Origin of the sequence: Ketogulonicigenium vulgare WSH-001 (assembly GCF_000223375.1) — a bacterium.
Classification (GTDB): domain Bacteria; phylum Pseudomonadota; class Alphaproteobacteria; order Rhodobacterales; family Rhodobacteraceae; genus Ketogulonicigenium; species Ketogulonicigenium vulgare.
On record NC_017384.1, the window covers coordinates 133,004 to 149,261 of the forward strand.

The window sequence follows — 16,258 nt, forward strand, 5'->3', positions numbered from 1 at the left end:
ATGAATGACCTGGAATGTACCCAATATCCTGACCGTGCTGCGCATGTTGGCCGCGCCGGGCGTGCCGCTGATCTACCTGTTTTGCGATGGTGAAATGGCGGCACTGGCGGCGCTGATCCTGTTCGTTGCCGCTGCCGTGACCGATTGGTTCGACGGATATCTGGCGCGCAAATGGGATCAGCAAAGCCGCTTCGGCGCGATGCTGGACCCGATTGCAGATAAGGCGATGGTCGTGCTGGCGCTGATGGTGCTGGTCGGCGCATCCGATCTGAACGGTTGGCTGCTGTTCCCCGCCACGCTGATCCTGCTGCGCGAGACTTTCGTGGCGGGCCTGCGCGAGTTTCTGGGCGCCGATGCACAACTGCTGCAAGTGACCAAGCTGGCGAAATGGAAGACCACTGCGCAGATGGTCTCCATCGCGCTGCTGTTCTTGGGGCTTGCGCTGGATGGTGGGTTTTTCTGGTCGCTGGGCCTGATCCTGATCTGGATCGCAGGCGCGCTGACGCTGATCTCGGGTGCGGATTACTTACGTAAATCAATGTCTTTCCTTGCAGGGCCGAAATGAATATCCTGTATTTCGCATGGCTGCGCGAACGCATTGGGCAGCGTCAGGAACAGATGACACCCATCGCGACGACCGTAGGGGCGCTGATTGACGAGCTATCCGCGCGCAGTGCCGGCCACGCCAGCGCCTTCGCCGATCGCGCCGCGATCCGCGCCGCCGTCGATCAAGAGCTGGTTGATCTGGACGCCAGCATCATCGGCGCGCGCGAGATTGCATTCTTTCCCCCGATGACCGGAGGCTGAGATGGATATTCGCGTGACCGAACAGCCCTTTGACGGTGGGGCCGAGCTGAACGCCTTTTCCGCGCGTGTGGCCGGGGCGGGCGCCGTTGTGACGTTTAACGGCGTTGTGCGCGATGTGCCGGGCAGTCTGCAAATGCTCGAGGTCGAGCATTACCCCGGCATGACCGAACTGGCGCTGCGCGAGGCGGCCGCGCAGGCGATTACCCGTTGGTCGCTGGTCGATGTGCTGATCATCCACCGCTATGGCCGCCTGTCTGCGGGCGAACAGATCATGATGGTGGCCACAGCGGCGCCTCATCGCCTGGGTGCATTCGAAGCCGCTGAATTCCTGATGGATTATCTGAAATCCCGCGCGCCGTTTTGGAAAAAAGAAGTGACAGCGGATGGCGAGGCCTGGGTCGAGGCGCGCTGTTCGGATGAAGAGGCGCTAAAGCGCTGGTCGCCTTCCTAAAGTTTTAAACAAATACCGTCATTTACGCTTTGTTTCGATTCCTCGTGCAGCCTGCACCGGAACATATGATCGGAGTGTAACATGGCGGTGTTTGATACGTCGGCCGAGGTTTTGGCCCGCAACAACCCCACAGACCCGCTGCAACATGCCCTTGCCAGCCGCGAGGCTGATATTCCGCGCCTCGTGACCGAGGCATTGGCGCAAGATCGCGCCCGTTTGGTCTTTATGCCCGTTGTCGCGGCGTCGGGCGGCCAGCGCATCGCCTTTCACGAGGGGCTGATCCGCCTGCTGGACGAAAACGGCCGGCTGATCCCCGCTGGCAGCTTCATGGCCGAGGTCGAGGAAACAGGCCTGGGCCGGGATATCGATGCGACGGCTTTGCGTCTGGGGATCAATATGTTGCAGGTCAATCCGCATCTGCGCCTTGCGATCAATATGTCGGCGCGTTCTATTGGTGACGGCACCTTTCGCCGCACGTTAGAGGACGGCATCCGCCGCACGCCCCGCATTGGCGAGCGGTTGATTCTAGAGATCAGCGAAAACTCCGCCATGCTGATGCCGGAAGTCGTCATCCGCTTTATGGCCGAATTTCGTCCGCATGGGATTACCTTCGCGTTGGATGATTTTGGCGCGGGGCTGACGGCGTTTCGATATTTGCGCGATTTCCTGTTCGATATGGTGAAAATCGATACGATCTTTATTCGTGGTATCCATGCCTCGCCCGATAATCAGGTCGTGACCGAGGCACTGGTCTCGGTCGCGCATCAGTTCGGCATGTTCGCCGTCGCCGAAGGGGTCGAGACCGCGGATGAGGCGGCGTTCTTGCAAGAACTTGGTGTCGATTGTTTGCAGGGCTATCTATTTGGTGTGCCCTCTGGCGTGATCAGCTAGGGGGTTGCTTGACAAAAGACAGGCCTGCCCCCTTTGTGACCGCAACAACCAAGGGGGATGGGCATGACGCGTAATCTGGCCACGATGATCGGCTTTGTCGCCGTCCTGCTATGGGCCACGCTGGCGGTGCTGACGGTTGGATCTGGCGCGGTGCCGCCCCTGCTGTTGAATGCGATCTGCTTTGCCATCGGCGGTGTGATCGGCCTTGGCTGGCTGGCGGCAACGGGTGGTTTTGCAGCACTGCGCCATGTGCCATTCTCGGCCTATGCCTTTGGCAGCATTGGCCTATTCGCCTATCATTTTCTTTACTTTTCCGCCCTGCGCATGGCGCCGCCCGCGCAGGCGGGACTGCTGAATTATTTGTGGCCGCTGCTGATCGTGCTGCTATCGGGCCTGCTGCCCGGCGAGCATATCCGTGCACGCCATGTGATCGGGGCACTGATCGCCTTTGCCGGTGCGGCGGTGGTAATCGGCGGCGATCTGGGTGCGGGCATCGCGCCCAAGGCCGGATTAGGCTATCTGCTGGCCATCGCGGCCGCGTTTTTTTGGGCGACCTATTCGGTCGGCGCGCGCCGGTTTGCGGCAGTGCCAACGGGTGCGGTTGCCGTCTATTGCCTTGTCACAGCAGCCTTTTCCGCAGGCGCGCATGTTGCGCTGGAACCCACGATATGGCCGCAGGGCGCGGGGCAATGGGCCGCTGTCATCGGATTGGGCCTTGGCCCCGTCGGCCTTGCCTTTTTCGTCTGGGACATCGGCATGAAAAGGGGCGACATCCAGTTGTTGGGTGTCGCCGCCTATGCAGCGCCGCTGTTGTCGACGGCGCTGCTTGTAATTTCAGGGGCCAGCAGGCCGGGATGGGGTCTGCTGGCAGCTGCTCTATTGATCACGCTGGGCGCATTTATTGCGTCAGGCCAGCGGTCTTCCCAGCGCAGGAAGCGGTAGCTACTGCAATTGCAGGCGGCCGATTTCTTCCTTCAGGAACAGTTTTTGTTTCTTCAGCTTGAGAACGGCCAAACCATCTGGCGCAGGCTTTTTCTGCTCTGCCTCGACGGCTTCTGACAGTACCTTATGTTTACGGCGCAGCTCTTCGATATGCGCAGACAATGCCATGTTGGATACTCCCTTTCGGTGCGTTTGCGGTTGGAGGGGCCCCACATGGATTGCAGCACGGTTTTACACGACTGTCACCGGAAATATTTGTGAGCGTTACATATCGGCGGGGATTGAATCCCAATGCAGCGCACCCCCATGGCGTAAGACCATTTCGATTTCGGGCGCGTAATCAGCCGTTTGTTGATGCCGATCGCCGTGATGTAGAACGCGCGGTGCCAGCAGGCGAAAAGCTGCGCGCCCGCCTTTGATGCCGCGCATCAGGAATAGATCAGGCGCGCGTCCTGCCCGCGCAGCAAGCGGAAGCACGGAAATTGAGCCGATTTGCCCCGTGGCAGCGGCCAGAACCTCGGGCAGGCGGGTGATTCGCTGGATCAGCGTGAGGCTGCCTTTGGGCCGCAGCCGCCGTGCGCCCATGCCGATCCAGTCGCTCATCTGCGCCCCCGCCAGCGCGCGGTCGCGCCCGCTGTCTTGTGCGGGGGTCGAGGATGCACGCTCGTAATATGGCGGGTTCATAATGACGTGATGGAACTGCCGCTGGCGCAGATCGGCGGGCAGGGCGGTCAGGTCGGCGGTCACGATCGTGGCATCAATACCATTCGTGGCGGCATTTGCGCGCGCCAGTGCCGCGTAATCCGCCTGCACCTCGATCCCCGTCAGATCCAGACCCTCAACGCGCCGCCCGACGCACAGCAGCGCGGTGCCGACGCCGCAGCCCAGTTCCAGCACGCTTTCACCCGCTTTTGCGGGGCAGGCGGCGGCCAGCAATACCGCATCAATGCCCGCGCGAAAGCCGTGCCGGGGCTGGGTCAGCCGCAGTTGGCCGCCTAGAAAATCGTCATGCGTTACAGTCGGCTGTTCCATGTCGTCTCGCGGTTTACGCTTTGATCTGGCCGCACTATACCCGGCAATGCAACTGACGATAAGGATGCCTGATGACCCCGCACGACCGTCTTGCATTGGCGCTGGCCGATGATCTCGCCAAGGTGAACGAGACTTTGCACAGCTATATGCAGTCTGATGCCGCGCCGCGCATTCGTCAGGTCTCGGCCCATCTGATCGACGCGGGGGGCAAGCGTCTGCGGCCCATGCTGACGGTCGCTGCCGCGCGGCTATGCGGTTACGATGGCCCCCATCACATCCATTTGGCCGCGACGGTCGAATTCATCCATACTGCGACGCTGCTGCATGATGATGTGGTCGATGACAGCAAACAGCGGCGGGGCAGGCCGACAGCGAACCTGCTGTGGGATAATATGTCCTCGGTTCTGGTTGGGGATTACCTGTTCTCGCGCGCGTTCCAATTGATGACGATCACGGGGTCGATGCCGATTCTGGCGGCGCTTGCCGATGCGTCGGCCACGATCGCCGAGGGCGAGGTCCTGCAACTGAGCACGGCGCGTGATCTGTCCGCGACGCCCGAGACCTATATCCGTATCGCGCGCGGCAAGACGGCGGCGCTGTTTTCGGCGGCGACACGCGTGGGTGCAATGCTGGCCGAGCCGGGCGATGCCATCGTGCAGGCGATGCATGATTACGGCGATGCTTTGGGGATCGCCTTTCAGATTGCAGACGATCTGCTGGATTACACCGGCACCGACGCCATTGGCAAAAACCGTGGCGATGACCTGCGCGAGGGGAAGCTGACCCTGCCGGTGATCTGGGCGCTGGACAAGGCGGACGCGGCCGAGCGCGCCTTTTGGACGCGCACCATCGGCAAGGGCGATGTGCAGGACGGCGATTTTGATGCGGCCCTTTCGATCATGGACAAGCGCGGCTCGCTGCTGGCGACGGCAGACGAGGCGCGCCGCTGGGCGGGCCTTGCCAAGGCCGCATTGCAGGCGTTGCCGCCGCAGCCCCTGCGCGAGACGCTAGAGGAATTGGCGGATTACGTCGTTGCGCGCCTAAGCTAACAGCTGGGCGGGCGTGACCCACCAGTTTTGGCGCGAGATCTGGATCGAACGCGCCGCATTGCGCGCCACGCCCATGTCGCGCACAAAACCAATACAGGTCGCGCCAGATCCCGACATGGTGACATGCTGGATGCCGGGCGTCTTGCGCAGCACATCCAGCGCCTCGGTGATAACGGGGGCCAGCTTTTCGGCGGGGGCCAGCAGGTCGTTGCGCAGGCTGGCAAGCCAACTGACCTGCGAATCGAAATCCGGGTGCTGGGGGCCGAGCTGCGTGATGGGATCGTTGTCCTTTGCCGCCAGCGCACCAAAGACATCGGGCGTTGCCAGCTCGACCATCGGGTTCACCAGCACAAGGCCGCAGCGTTGCAACCCGTCCAGCGGGCTGATGACCTCGCCAATCCCCTGCATGCGTTGGGGGGCGGGGGCGCTGAGGCACACCGGCACATCTGCGCCCAAGGCCACCACATCGGGGTGATCGGCGGGTAGCGGATCGACCTGCCAATAGCGCGCCAGCAGCCGCAGAACGGCCGCCGCATCGGCCGAGCCGCCGCCAAGACCCGCAGCCGTTGGCAGCAGTTTGTTCAGCTTGATCAAACCGCCCTTGTCGACATTGCGCGCGCGGCGCAGGCTTTCGGCGGCGCGCATGACCAGATTTTCCGCACCCAGCGGCACGCGATGGGCAAAGGGGCCGGTCACGGTCAGCGACAGCGCGTGGGCCGGCACGACGGTGACCTCGTCGCCGATACTGGCAAAGGCGACAATACTGTCCAGCAAATGATAGCCATCGCCCCGCTGTCCCGTGACATGCAGCGCAAGGTTCAGCTTTGCAGGTGCGAATTCCTGCAGCGCGACAGGCGCCGCGACGGGCCGCACCGGCGAGGGTGGCACCAAGGGCTCACGTGGTGCGCCGCCACCGCGAAATATGTTCAGCAGGCCTTTCAGCATCCGCTCACCCGTCGCTTTCGCCGGCGGTTGCCGGGGCTGTCAGCCCGTCGGCAAGCTTTGCACGGATGGCTTCGATCACTTCGGGCTCGATACCCTCGGGGGCGTTGGGGCCGGTGGCAAAGGAGAGCGCACGTTGCCACTGAAAACGCGCCTCGCGCTTGCGGCCGACCATCCAATAGGCATCGCCAAGGTGGTCGTTGATCTCGTATTCCACAGGCTCCAGCAGCACGGCGCGCTCCAGTTGCACCACCGCATCCGCGTAGCGGCCAAGCCGGAAATAGGCCCAGCCAAGGCTGTCGACCACCGCGCCATTATCGGGCGTCGCGGCGATGGCGCGTTCGATCATATCCAGACCTTCGTCCAGCTTTTCATTGCGGTCAATCAGCAGATAACCCAGATAATTCAGGATGATCGGCTGATCTGGTGCCTGTTCCAGCGCGGCGCGCAGATCGGCCTCGGTGCTGGGCATGTCGCGCAGGGCATGATGCGTGACGGCGCGGCTGAAATACAGCGGCCAGCGGTTTGCAGGCGGCGTACGTTCGATCGCGGCGCTATAGGCGGTGACGCTGTCGGCGGGACGATCAAGATCGCGCAGCATCGCGGCCAGAACGGCGTGATAGCCCGCATTCTCGGGCTGGGCTGCGATCAGGTCCTCGACCAGGGGCAGGGCCTCATCCGTGCGGGCATTATCCGCCAGCAACATCGCCCGGCCCATTTGGGCGGCATCGCTGCTGGGCGAATCGGCGGCGACCGCGGCATAGGCTTGCTCGGCCAGCACCATGTTCCCCATATCGGCGAGCAGACGCGCGGTGCTGAACTGCGCCCCGTCGTTCACCGGGTCGATCCATGTCGTCAAACGCGCGTAAAGCAGCGAGACAAAGGCGTCATCGCCCTGCGCCGCGATCTGCGCCACAGCGTAATACGCCTCGGCCATGCCCTGCGCGGGGCTGCGGACACGGGTAAAGGGAATCGCGTCGCCCGCTTCTAGGCGGTCACGCAGTGCCTGCGCCTCGGGCGGCATGTTGGAGGTGAAAAAGCCGTCGATCAGCGCGATGGCGCCCGGATTGTCGCCCAGCTGGCTGCGCACCTCGGCCAGCGCCAGCACGGCGGGGCCGGTCATCGGCACGCCATCAGCGGCAGGCTGCGACAGGGCGGCGTCCGCGCCCTCGAAATCGCCGACCATCGCAAGGGCCAGACCCTTGTGGAACTGGCCGATCACGCGCGAGGGCGGGTTTTCAACCATCTCGTCAAAGGCCGAGATCGCATCCGCCGTCTCGCCCAGACCCAGATGCCCCCAGCCGCGCGCCAGCCCGTCGATCAACGGCCCGGCAGAACGGCCCGCTTCCAGCTGTTCAAACATGCCGCGCCAATTGCCGTCGATGGCGGCGCTCGCCAAGGTCACGGTATTGGCCAGCTGGCTGGTGCGCGTCGCGCCAGTAATCGCCTGCGCCAATGCAAAGGCGGCGTCGCGATTATCCGCGCCGATAAAGGCCGACAGGGCATCACTGGCCAGCGGCGCATTGGTGGGATCGGCTTCCAACGCCCGGGCCAGATAGGGCGCGGCGCCCAGAAAATCCTCGTGCATGGCGGCAAAGCGACCGGCAAGATAAGCGCCCCGGTCAACGGCGACAGCGACCTCATCTGCGGCAGCTTGCTGCGCATTGGCCCCTATACCGGGCCCAAAAGCCAAAACTGTCGCAGCAAACCCCGCTTTGATCACCGAGGTCCGCTTTAACATAGAACGAATCGCAAATGGCACGTTGTGCTCCTGCCCCTTTTTTCAGGCAGGTTAGGCTGCATGGCCCATTGTCGCAATGCACAGCAGCGTGGGGCGGATAATCGGGCGTTTACATGCCCGGATAGGTCGGCCCGTCACCGCCCTGCGGCGTGACCCAAGTGATGTTCTGCGCCGGATCTTTGATGTCGCAGGTCTTGCAATGCACGCAGTTCTGAAAATTGATCTGAAAGCGCGGGCCATTGTCGTCGGTGACGATCTCATAGACGCCGGCGGGGCAATAGCGCTGCGCGGGCTCGGCATAGATCGGCAGGTTCAGCGAGAGCGGCAGGGCAGGGTCGGTGAGGCGCAGATGCGCGGGTTGGCCCTCGTCATGGTTGGTGCCCGAATAGGCAAGGTTCGTGACGCGGTCAAATGACAGCACACCATCGGGTTTTGGGTAATCGATCGGGCGGTGTTGGCTGGCGGGCTGGGTTGCCGCAGCATCGGTTTTGCCGTGAAGCAACGTGCCAAAAATAGATGCCTTGAACAGTGTTTGGCACCACATATCGAACCCGCCAAGGGCCAGACCGCCCAGCAGTCCAAACCGCCCATTCAATGGCGCGACATTGCGCACGGGGCGCAGGTCTTGGCCAACGGGTCCCGTCCGCAGGGTCTGATCGTAATCCGCGACGCGATCGCCAGCGCGGCCCGCGCCAATGGCGGCAAAGGCGGCTTCGGCCGCATCAATGCCCGATTGCATCGCATTATGGTTGCCCTTGATACGGGGCAGATTCACCAGACCCGCAGCGCAGCCCAGCAGCATCCCACCCGCAAAGGCCGATTGCGGGATGGATTGAAAGCCGCCCTTGGTCACCGCCCGCGCGCCGTAACCGATGCGTTGGCCGCCCGACAGCAGTTTCGCGATCAGCGGGTGGTGCTTCAGCCGCTGGAATTCCAGATAGGGATCAAGATAGGGGTTCTTGTAATTCAGATCGACGATCAACCCGATCGAGACCAGACCCCCTTCGGCATGATAAATAAACCCGCCGCCGGTCGTGCCAAGGCCCAGCGGCCAGCCCATCACATGGGTGACGCGGCCCGGGACGTGCTGGGCGGGGTCGATCTGCCATAATTCTTTCAAACCGATGCCAAATTTTGGCACATCGCAATCGGCATCCAGATCAAAGTGCGCGATGACCTGTTTGGACAGCGATCCGCGTGCGCCCTCGGCCAGCATGGTGTATTTGCCATGCAGCGCGACGCCGGGTTCATAATGCGGGCCGGGAATGCCGGCGGGGTTCTCGGGGTCTGCAATCAGTCCAAATTCGCCCGCAACGACGCCCTGCACCGCGCCCGCATCGTCAAACAGCAATTCGCTGGCGGCCATGCCTGCGAAAATCTCGACACCTAGTGCCTCGGCCTCGCGGGCCATCCAGGCGGTGACCTCGCCCATTGAGACGATGAACGCGCCATCGTTATGCATCATGGGGGGCATCAGCATATTGGGGATGCGCAGATGGCGCGATGCGCCCAGCAGCAGCATCTGATCCTCGGTCACCGCCTGCCGGATGGGTGCGCCGCGCGCGGCCCAGTCGGGGATCAGTCGCGACAGCGCCGACGTGTCCAGCACCGCACCCGACAGAATATGCGCGCCGACCTCGGCCCCTTTTTCCAGCACGACCACTGACAGATCGGGCGATAGCTGCTTTAGCCGGATCGCAGCCGATAGCCCCGCAGGGCCTGCACCTACGATGATGACATCATATTCCATCACATCGCGCGTCATGTCGGGAACCTTGCTGCTGGCAAAATGCTACGCTGTTGTGGTTATCTGAGGCCGTCCACAGGCACAACCTTTGGGCCCCGATGTTCCGCCCAAAGCCATAGCTTGGGGCCCTCGACCCTTGACTTCCGCCCATTTGGGCGCGTTATGAACAAAACGAATGCCGCCTAATTGGCCTGAACGAGCATAGAGGACCATGGAAAAGATTCCGCTGACCCGCACCGGTTTCGACAAGCTGGATGTCGAGCTTAAGCACCTGAAATCTGTCGAGCGCCCCGCCATCATTGCGGCAATTGCCGAGGCACGCGCCCATGGTGACCTGTCTGAAAATGCGGAATACCATTCGGCCAAGGAAAAGCAGTCCTTTATCGAGGGCCGCATCAAAGAGCTGGAGGGCGTTATCTCGCTGGCTGAGGTGATTGATACCTCAAGACTGTCGGGTACGATCAAATTCGGTGCGATGGTCACGCTGGTCGATGAGGATACCGACGAGGAAAAGGCCTATCAAATCGTCGGTGAATACGAGGCCGATGTCGAAAATGGCCGTCTGAACATTAAATCGCCCTTGGCGCGTGCGCTGATCGGCAAAGATGTCGGCGATAGTGTCGAGGTTCGCACCCCCGGCGGAGACCGCAGCTACGAAGTTCTGAACATCGTCTACGGCTAACACCGACGATCAGGGCGTCACAGAAAAACGGAAAAAGCAGTATGAAACCGTCTCGCAGCCCCTCATCGAACACGCCATCCCAAGCCAGCCAGAATACGGCTGGCGGCCTTGCAGCGGCGATGCGATTGCCGCTGATCGCAGGGGGGCTTTGGGTCATTCTATCACTTGTGATGATCTTTGCCTTTCCGGGCGAGCCGCGCACCGCGTTTGACGGCCTCAGGTTCATGGTGGCGGTGCTGGTGATCATCCTGCCGCTGGGGCTGATCGGTCTTGCGGTGCTGCTGTCGCGCATCGCCGAGGTCGTCGCGACCCCGACTGCTCCGCTGGTGCCCGCAGCCGCTGAGACGCGCGCCCCGCGCCCTGCTGCTGCCCCCGCACGCAAAGCTGATGCCGAGGACGTGCCCCCAATGCCCGCAATTGCGATGCCCGCGGCCACCAGCCGCGCCCCCGCGCAGCCCCGTCAACCTGCCCACGAGTCCGCGCCACCTGCGCCAGAGGTGCAGCCCCTGTCCCGTGCCCAGATGGTGCGCGCACTGAATTTCCCTGATAGTGCCGAGGATTACGCCGGTTTCGAGGCCCTGTCGAACGCGCTGACCCATCCGCGCGCCCGCGCCGTGGTGCAGTCGGCGCAGGACATCCTGACATTGCTGTCGCAAGACGGCCTTTATATGGATGACATGCGTCCCTATGCGGCTGATCCGGGGGCCTGGCGCGCCTTTGCCGCCAGCCAGCGCGGCGCGGTGCTGGAAAGCATCGGGCGTTTCCCGGATGAAAGCGCCCTCAGCCGCGCGGCGGCGCGCCTGAAAGCCGATGCGATCTTCCGCGATACGGCCCAGCATTTCCTGCGCAATTTCGATCAGATGTTCCGCGATTTCGAAAACGGCGCCTCGGATGACGATCTGCAACTGATGGCCGAAACACGCAGTGCGCGCGCCTTTGTGCTGATCGGGCGTGCGGCGGGCAGCTTCGGCTAAAGCACCAGTTCCATCGTCGTGGTGCTGCGATAGCCAAACAGCCAGCGCAGGCCGCCAATGCCAGCGGTCTGCACCGCCAGATAGTCGTGACGGGCATATAGTTGGCAGGCGCGGGCATTGGTGTTGGCGACCTCTAGCCGCGCGATGCGATAGCCGCGCCGGCGGCCCTCGTCGGCAAACGCCTGCAGCAACTGACTGCCGATGCCAAAGCCGCGCGCAGCGGGGTCGACGAACAAGCCATCCATCTGAAAGGCGTCCGGGGCAGGGGCCTCGTCCCGCAGCAGGTGGCGCAGCACCTTGACCCGCCAGCGCGCCGAGCGCGCGCCATAGGTTTGAAGCAGCGCCAGCCCGTGGTCGTAAACCAAAGCCCCATCGGCCGAGCAGAACCCCACCACCCCCAGCACGCGGCCATCAGGCCTGACCGCACTGATCGCATGATCGGGGCGCAGGGCGATATTCAGGAAACGATGTGCCATGGCGCGCGGCGCCAGCACCGGGCGCAATTTGCGCCCAAACGCTTGCCAATACAGGGCCGCCACGCGGTCACGTTGATCTGGTGGAAAGCCCGCGATGATCTGAAAATCAGGTGCCGCGCGGGGCTTTTGCATTACAGGACGACGCGCGGCGCGCGGTCGCGCAGGCTGCGGTTGTCGTCGTCGTCATCCTCATAGATCGTCTCGGTCACCACCCCCGGCAATGCGCCAAAGCGCCGTTCCAGCGCCTCGGGGAAAAACGACTGTCGAATGCTATCCATCCCCGGTAGCTGACGCAGCAAGCGGCTGGTCGCATTGGTGCACATGGATTTGCTGACGGGGCCAGCCTCGCGCGCGAGGGCAAAGGCTTGCTCGGCGGTGGCGGCGGGGACGGGCAGATATTGCGAGACGATGTAATAGCTGCTGCGCGCGTGATACGAGGTGTAGCGCGCCTCTTCGACAGGCGAAAAGCCGTAAAGCAGGTCATTGCGTTCCGCGAGGGCCGAACTGATCCAACTGCCCGCCGGATCAAACAGCACGCGCTGGCTGGCGTTGATCAGCAATGCGGTATGCGCGCCATTGCCGGTGCCGACGTTGCGCACAGTTAACAGCTTGAGGAACGGCTCTTCGGTGCCGCGAAACGCGACCCGTTCGATCTGATCATCGGGCGCCCAAACACCGGCCCCGGCGCAGCCCGCCACCGCCAGCGGCAGGCCGATGATAAACGCGCGGCGCGCAATCTTTGGCACGATAACGCTCCGCGCAGATGTGATCAGAGGAAGATCGCGCCAAGCACGGCCAGAACAGCGGCGATCACGCCACCGATAACCATTGCTTTGACGAAACCCTTATAGGTCTGCTGTTGCTCGGTAATATCCATCGAACCGTGCTTATATTCGGCCATGATCGACTCCTGTCAAAAAGGTTTGGCCCTGACTAGCGCATTCATTGCGGGCTGTCACCAGTCAGATCGCGCATTTGCATGAACTTGGCATCGCGCACCCAAAGGGATAGAGCGGAGACAGGTAATATCGGGCGTTATGATGGCTGAGGATCACAGGCGGACATTGCATCTTGCAGCGGATGACGCGGCGCTGGCGCAAGCGGCACTGCTGCTGCGCGCGGGCCAGCAGGTCGCCGTTCCGACCGAGACCGTTTACGGCCTGGCCGCCGATGCGACCTGCGATGATGCCGTCGCGGGCATCTATGCCGCCAAGGGCCGCCCCAGTTTCAACCCGCTGATCGTACATGTCGCGGATATCGCCGATGTCGCGGCGTTTGCGGCACTTTCGGGCGAATCGCTTGCCTTGGCGCAGGCATTCTGGCCCGGTCCTCTGACGCTGGTGTTGCCGCTGCGAGCGGACGCCCCGATTTCAAAACTGGTCACCGCAGGGCTGGAGACTGTCGCTGTACGGCTGCCCGCCCATCCGGTCGCGCGGGCGCTGATAAAGGCGGCGGGCGTGCCGCTGGCGATGCCATCCGCCAATCCATCGGGGCGGATCAGCCCGACGGCGGCGCAACATGTGCTGGACGGGCTAGCGGGGCGCATTGCGGCGGTGGTCGATGGTGGCCCCAGCGGTGTGGGCGTCGAATCGACGATTGTGGTGGCAGGGCGAGGCGATGCAATAGTGCTGCGCGCAGGCGGGGTCACGCCCGATGAAATCGCGGCAGTGCTTGGCTATGCGCCGCTGCGCCCCGATCTGTCGGATGAGGCCCGCCCCAATGCGCCCGGTCAACTGCTGTCGCATTACGCGCCAAAGGGTCATGTGCGTCTGAACGCGACCACAGCCGCGGCGGGCGAGGTGATGCTGGGATTTGGCGATGTGGTGGGCGATCTGACCCTGTCGGCGCGCGGCGATCTGCGCGAGGCGGCGGCTAATCTGTTCGCCTGTTTCCATCGGCTGGATGCGATGGGTGCGATGGCCATTGCGGTGGCGCCGATCCCCGATACCGGACTTGGCCTTGCGATCAACGATCGCCTGCGTCGCGCCGCTGCACCGCGTTAGGTATTTTTCCGCGTCTTTTCAATATATTCGCGCAATTCGTCGGCCTCATGCCGTGCGTCGCGCAGACCCTCCATCGCGGCGCGCAGTTCCGCCTGCGTCTGAGTGAGCTGTGCGTGCAACGAGGATTCGCGCTGCTGGATATAGACAATCGCCTGATCACGGGTTTCCTCGGCCTCGTGCAGGGCCTGCGCCATACGGTCCAACTCGCCAATCTCGCCGCGCGTGACGCGGGTAAAGCGGTAAATCAGCCAGTTCGCGAACCAGCCCAGGGCAAAGGCCACGAACAGGACGATGGCGATGAAAACGGTGAGCTCGGTCTTGTTCATGAGGCGTTACCCGGTTGCAGGTCTTTGGTGATCTTAGTTTTGCGCGGGGCGAAGAACAACACGCGGCACATTCTCGGGGGCGGGGGCTGCGTCCTCGGGGATATTGACCTCGGGCGCAGCGGGTTCTTCGGGGGCGTCGGTTTCGGCCTCGGTATCTGTCTCTGGCTCGGTCTCGGTCGCAGCGGGTTCAGTGACTTCTGCGGCGTCCTCGGGCGCGGGGATTTCGGCGGCGGCCTCTGCACCAGCGGCCGCATCTTCCTCAAGCGCGCTGACCTCGGCTTCGGTCTCGGCTTCTGCCTCGGCCTCGGGGACGGCAGGGCCCTCTTCCTCGATCAGTGAAAAGGCGATGCGGCGGTTCGCTTCGCGGCCCTCTTCGCTATCGTTCGAGGCAATCGGGTCCGCCGCACCAAAGCCCACAGCGGTAAAGCTAGAGACGGGAACGCGGCGCATCCGCAGGGCGGCCAGCACGGCATCGGCGCGATCCTGGCTGAGGCGCAGGTTCATCTCGGCGCGGCCCTGGCTGTCGGTATAGCCCGCCACGCGGATCGGCAGGTCCACCGGGCAGCCGCGCAGCACATCGGCCATCGCGTCGATCACCCTAAGCGAGCTGCCCGCGATCTGCGCCGAGCCCGGATCAAAGGCGATCTTGTTTTCATCGTTGAGCGCGCCAAGCTGCGCCACGCATTCGCCCGGTGTCGGCAGACCGGCGATGGGGTCCAGCGCCTCAAGGTAGTCGACATCAACGGTGAAATTCGCGTTCTGACCCAGTTTGTTGATCAGGAACTGGCTGATCGTGTTCGAGGCATTCACCTCGCCCGTCTCGCCGCGCACGGTGATCGTGTCGGGGGTGATCAGCACGCTGCCGTTGTTCAGATGCGACAAAGATTCGATGCCGGTCAACACACGCGTCGACCAGCCCTGCGGCAGGCCATCGGGCAGCACGCGCGTTGCCATGATCACGTTGGACGCGCCGAAATAGGCACGTGCGAAGTTACCCGCACTGGTGTTCAGCAGGTCATCGGCAAGGCGACCGGTCAGGATCGCCTGACCTTCGGTGTTGAGCGTGACATAGAATTGCGGCGGCGGCGGGGCGCCGGCCTCGGCCTCGGTCGGTGGGGGCGGCAATTCGGCGGTAAAGGAAAACGTTGCGGGCAGGCTGTTTTCAACCCGGCCAACGATGCCGTCGAACACCGATTGGTTCATCGCACTGCCTGCAATCAGGCGCACATCGGTATCTGTCATGGTCAATGTGGCGCTGGCCCCCGCGCGGGCAATCTCGTTCGCCGCGTTCAGGCCAAGGCTGGCCATACTGGCCCATTGGTTCGATGGCGTGCCAAGGCCGATGGTGCAATTCACCGTGCCGGTCATGCCGGCACCGCGTGCGGCGCTGATGATGGTGGCGCGCGCATCCGTACTGTCGGCTGAACAGGCCTCCATCGTGGCGGTGCCCTCGGCATCGATGCGGAACCGCAGGGTAAAGGGCGTCAGAACGGGGCGGGGCGCGGTGATGTCAATATCGACACTGACCCCGTTCGGGATCTGCCGCGACAGGGTCGTCTCATATTCCGCCTGTTGCGCCGCGCTTTCAGAGATCGCGGTAATGGCCACATGCCCCTCAGACACCGAGATCTTGGCCCGCGGCAAGATTTGCAGCGCGCGAAACGCATAGGTGACGGCGGCATTCCAATGCTGCGGCACCGGATAATCGGCAGTGTTCAAAAGGTCGGTGACGCCATCATCAGAGGCAAAGGCTTCGGCCCTAGCGATCAGGGCGCGACGGTCGGATGCGGCAGGGATCAGCCCGATCAGCGAGACGGCATCCTGGTTGCGCAGCATTTCGATCGAAAAAGCAGGCGGCGCGACATCGCTGGGCGGGCGCACCGACATATTGTCAACGACGCGCGCGCCATCCACGGCCGTCGCGGCGGCGGACATGGCATGCAGGCGCGAGACTTCGGTTGGGGCTTCGCCCTCGATCACCACTTGCAGCCCGTCGGCCAGCACCGTGGCCCAATCCATGCCCTGCGCGTCCAGCGCCTCGCGCACCTCGTCTGCCGAGCTATCCTCGACCAGAATCACCGCTCCACGCGCGCCAAGCGCGCAAACCCCGGCTGCAACGACGAAGGCCAAGGATTGATAGGTGATACGCGGTAAGGGCATGAGGCTTATAAATCTGTTGAGCAATGGGGGCGTGA

19 protein-coding genes are annotated in these 16,258 nt (G+C 63.2%); 9 read left to right on the forward strand and 10 right to left on the reverse strand.

Going from position 1 to position 16,258, the window contains the following annotated elements:
* The first annotated feature begins 4 nt into the window (after positions 1–4).
* The 5 genes from pgsA to yddG all read left to right on the forward strand — a co-directional run bounded on the left by pgsA (position 5) and on the right by yddG (position 3,091).
* The gene (gene pgsA, locus KVU_RS00615; RefSeq protein WP_013383371.1) at positions 5–565 is read left to right on the forward strand and encodes a CDP-diacylglycerol--glycerol-3-phosphate 3-phosphatidyltransferase; all 561 of its coding nucleotides are present in this window, start codon (positions 5–7) and stop codon (positions 563–565) included.
* Positions 562–807: a molybdopterin converting factor subunit 1 gene (gene moaD / locus KVU_RS00620; RefSeq protein ID WP_013383372.1), complete on the forward strand. Its 246-nt coding sequence runs from the start codon at positions 562–564 to the stop codon at positions 805–807. The genes pgsA and moaD overlap by 4 nt, the downstream gene beginning before the upstream one ends.
* A gap of 1 nt (position 808) precedes the next feature.
* Positions 809–1,258: a molybdenum cofactor biosynthesis protein MoaE gene (locus tag KVU_RS00625; protein ID WP_013383373.1), complete on the forward strand. Its 450-nt coding sequence runs from the start codon at positions 809–811 to the stop codon at positions 1,256–1,258.
* Positions 1,259–1,339: 81 nt separating this feature from the next.
* Positions 1,340–2,149 carry an EAL domain-containing protein gene (locus KVU_RS00630; protein WP_013383374.1) on the forward strand — a complete coding sequence of 270 codons (810 nt, stop codon included), beginning with the start codon at positions 1,340–1,342 and terminating at the stop codon, positions 2,147–2,149.
* A 63-nt stretch (positions 2,150–2,212) separates the two neighbouring features.
* Complete coding sequence (gene yddG / locus KVU_RS00635) at positions 2,213–3,091, forward strand: aromatic amino acid exporter YddG (protein WP_013383375.1); 879 nt, start codon at positions 2,213–2,215, stop codon at positions 3,089–3,091.
* Here yddG and KVU_RS00640 read toward each other — a convergent pair whose 3' ends face one another.
* Positions 3,092–3,259 carry a DUF465 domain-containing protein gene (locus KVU_RS00640; RefSeq protein WP_013383376.1) on the reverse strand — a complete coding sequence of 56 codons (168 nt, stop codon included), beginning with the start codon at positions 3,257–3,259 and terminating at the stop codon, positions 3,092–3,094.
* A gap of 96 nt (positions 3,260–3,355) precedes the next feature.
* Positions 3,356–4,123 carry a tRNA1(Val) (adenine(37)-N6)-methyltransferase gene (locus KVU_RS00645; RefSeq protein ID WP_013383377.1) on the reverse strand — a complete coding sequence of 256 codons (768 nt, stop codon included), beginning with the start codon at positions 4,121–4,123 and terminating at the stop codon, positions 3,356–3,358.
* Between the two features lie 71 nt (positions 4,124–4,194).
* Between KVU_RS00645 and KVU_RS00650 the strand changes: the two genes are divergently transcribed.
* Positions 4,195–5,172: a polyprenyl synthetase family protein gene (locus tag KVU_RS00650; protein ID WP_013383378.1), complete on the forward strand. Its 978-nt coding sequence runs from the start codon at positions 4,195–4,197 to the stop codon at positions 5,170–5,172.
* Here the strand turns inward: KVU_RS00650 and KVU_RS00655 are convergent.
* From KVU_RS00655 to KVU_RS00665, 3 genes are all read right to left on the reverse strand, one after another.
* Positions 5,164–6,117 (reverse strand): 4-(cytidine 5'-diphospho)-2-C-methyl-D-erythritol kinase, encoded by a 954-nt coding sequence (locus tag KVU_RS00655; RefSeq protein ID WP_014537446.1) that lies wholly within the window; start codon positions 6,115–6,117, stop codon positions 5,164–5,166. The genes KVU_RS00650 and KVU_RS00655 overlap by 9 nt on opposite strands.
* 4 nt (positions 6,118–6,121) lie before the next feature.
* Entirely contained in the window at positions 6,122–7,876 is a 1,755-nt protein-coding gene (locus KVU_RS00660; protein WP_236953126.1) for a tetratricopeptide repeat protein, read from the reverse strand.
* Between the two features lie 88 nt (positions 7,877–7,964).
* Positions 7,965–9,620, reverse strand: a complete 1,656-nt coding sequence (locus KVU_RS00665; protein ID WP_014537448.1) for an electron transfer flavoprotein-ubiquinone oxidoreductase — start codon at positions 9,618–9,620, stop codon at positions 7,965–7,967.
* 193 nt (positions 9,621–9,813) lie between these two features.
* Between KVU_RS00665 and greA the strand changes: the two genes are divergently transcribed.
* Positions 9,814–10,284: a transcription elongation factor GreA gene (greA, locus tag KVU_RS00670; RefSeq protein WP_013383382.1), complete on the forward strand. Its 471-nt coding sequence runs from the start codon at positions 9,814–9,816 to the stop codon at positions 10,282–10,284.
* Positions 10,285–10,325: 41 nt separating this feature from the next.
* Complete coding sequence (locus KVU_RS00675) at positions 10,326–11,258, forward strand: hypothetical protein (RefSeq protein ID WP_013383383.1); 933 nt, start codon at positions 10,326–10,328, stop codon at positions 11,256–11,258.
* Here the strand turns inward: KVU_RS00675 and KVU_RS00680 are convergent.
* Genes KVU_RS00680 through KVU_RS00690 form a run of 3 tightly spaced genes read right to left on the reverse strand, consistent with a single transcriptional unit; the run spans position 11,255 to position 12,635 of the window.
* A complete protein-coding gene (locus KVU_RS00680; RefSeq protein WP_013383384.1) occupies positions 11,255–11,866 on the reverse strand; it encodes a GNAT family N-acetyltransferase in 612 nt (203 codons plus the stop codon). The genes KVU_RS00675 and KVU_RS00680 overlap by 4 nt on opposite strands.
* Positions 11,866–12,480, reverse strand: coding sequence for a lipoprotein (locus tag KVU_RS00685; protein ID WP_013383385.1), 615 nt, complete (start codon positions 12,478–12,480; stop codon positions 11,866–11,868). The genes KVU_RS00680 and KVU_RS00685 overlap by 1 nt, the downstream gene beginning before the upstream one ends.
* 23 nt (positions 12,481–12,503) lie before the next feature.
* Positions 12,504–12,635 (reverse strand): aa3-type cytochrome c oxidase subunit IV, encoded by a 132-nt coding sequence (locus KVU_RS00690; protein ID WP_013383386.1) that lies wholly within the window; start codon positions 12,633–12,635, stop codon positions 12,504–12,506.
* A gap of 136 nt (positions 12,636–12,771) precedes the next feature.
* Between KVU_RS00690 and KVU_RS00695 the strand changes: the two genes are divergently transcribed.
* A complete protein-coding gene (locus KVU_RS00695; RefSeq protein WP_013383387.1) occupies positions 12,772–13,737 on the forward strand; it encodes an L-threonylcarbamoyladenylate synthase in 966 nt (321 codons plus the stop codon).
* Here KVU_RS00695 and KVU_RS00700 read toward each other — a convergent pair.
* The gene (locus tag KVU_RS00700; protein WP_013383388.1) at positions 13,734–14,063 is read right to left on the reverse strand and encodes a hypothetical protein; all 330 of its coding nucleotides are present in this window, start codon (positions 14,061–14,063) and stop codon (positions 13,734–13,736) included. The genes KVU_RS00695 and KVU_RS00700 overlap by 4 nt on opposite strands.
* A 33-nt stretch (positions 14,064–14,096) precedes the next feature.
* Positions 14,097–16,223, reverse strand: coding sequence for an OmpA family protein (locus KVU_RS00705; protein ID WP_013383389.1), 2,127 nt, complete (start codon positions 16,221–16,223; stop codon positions 14,097–14,099).
* Positions 16,224–16,258: the final 35 nt, after the last annotated feature.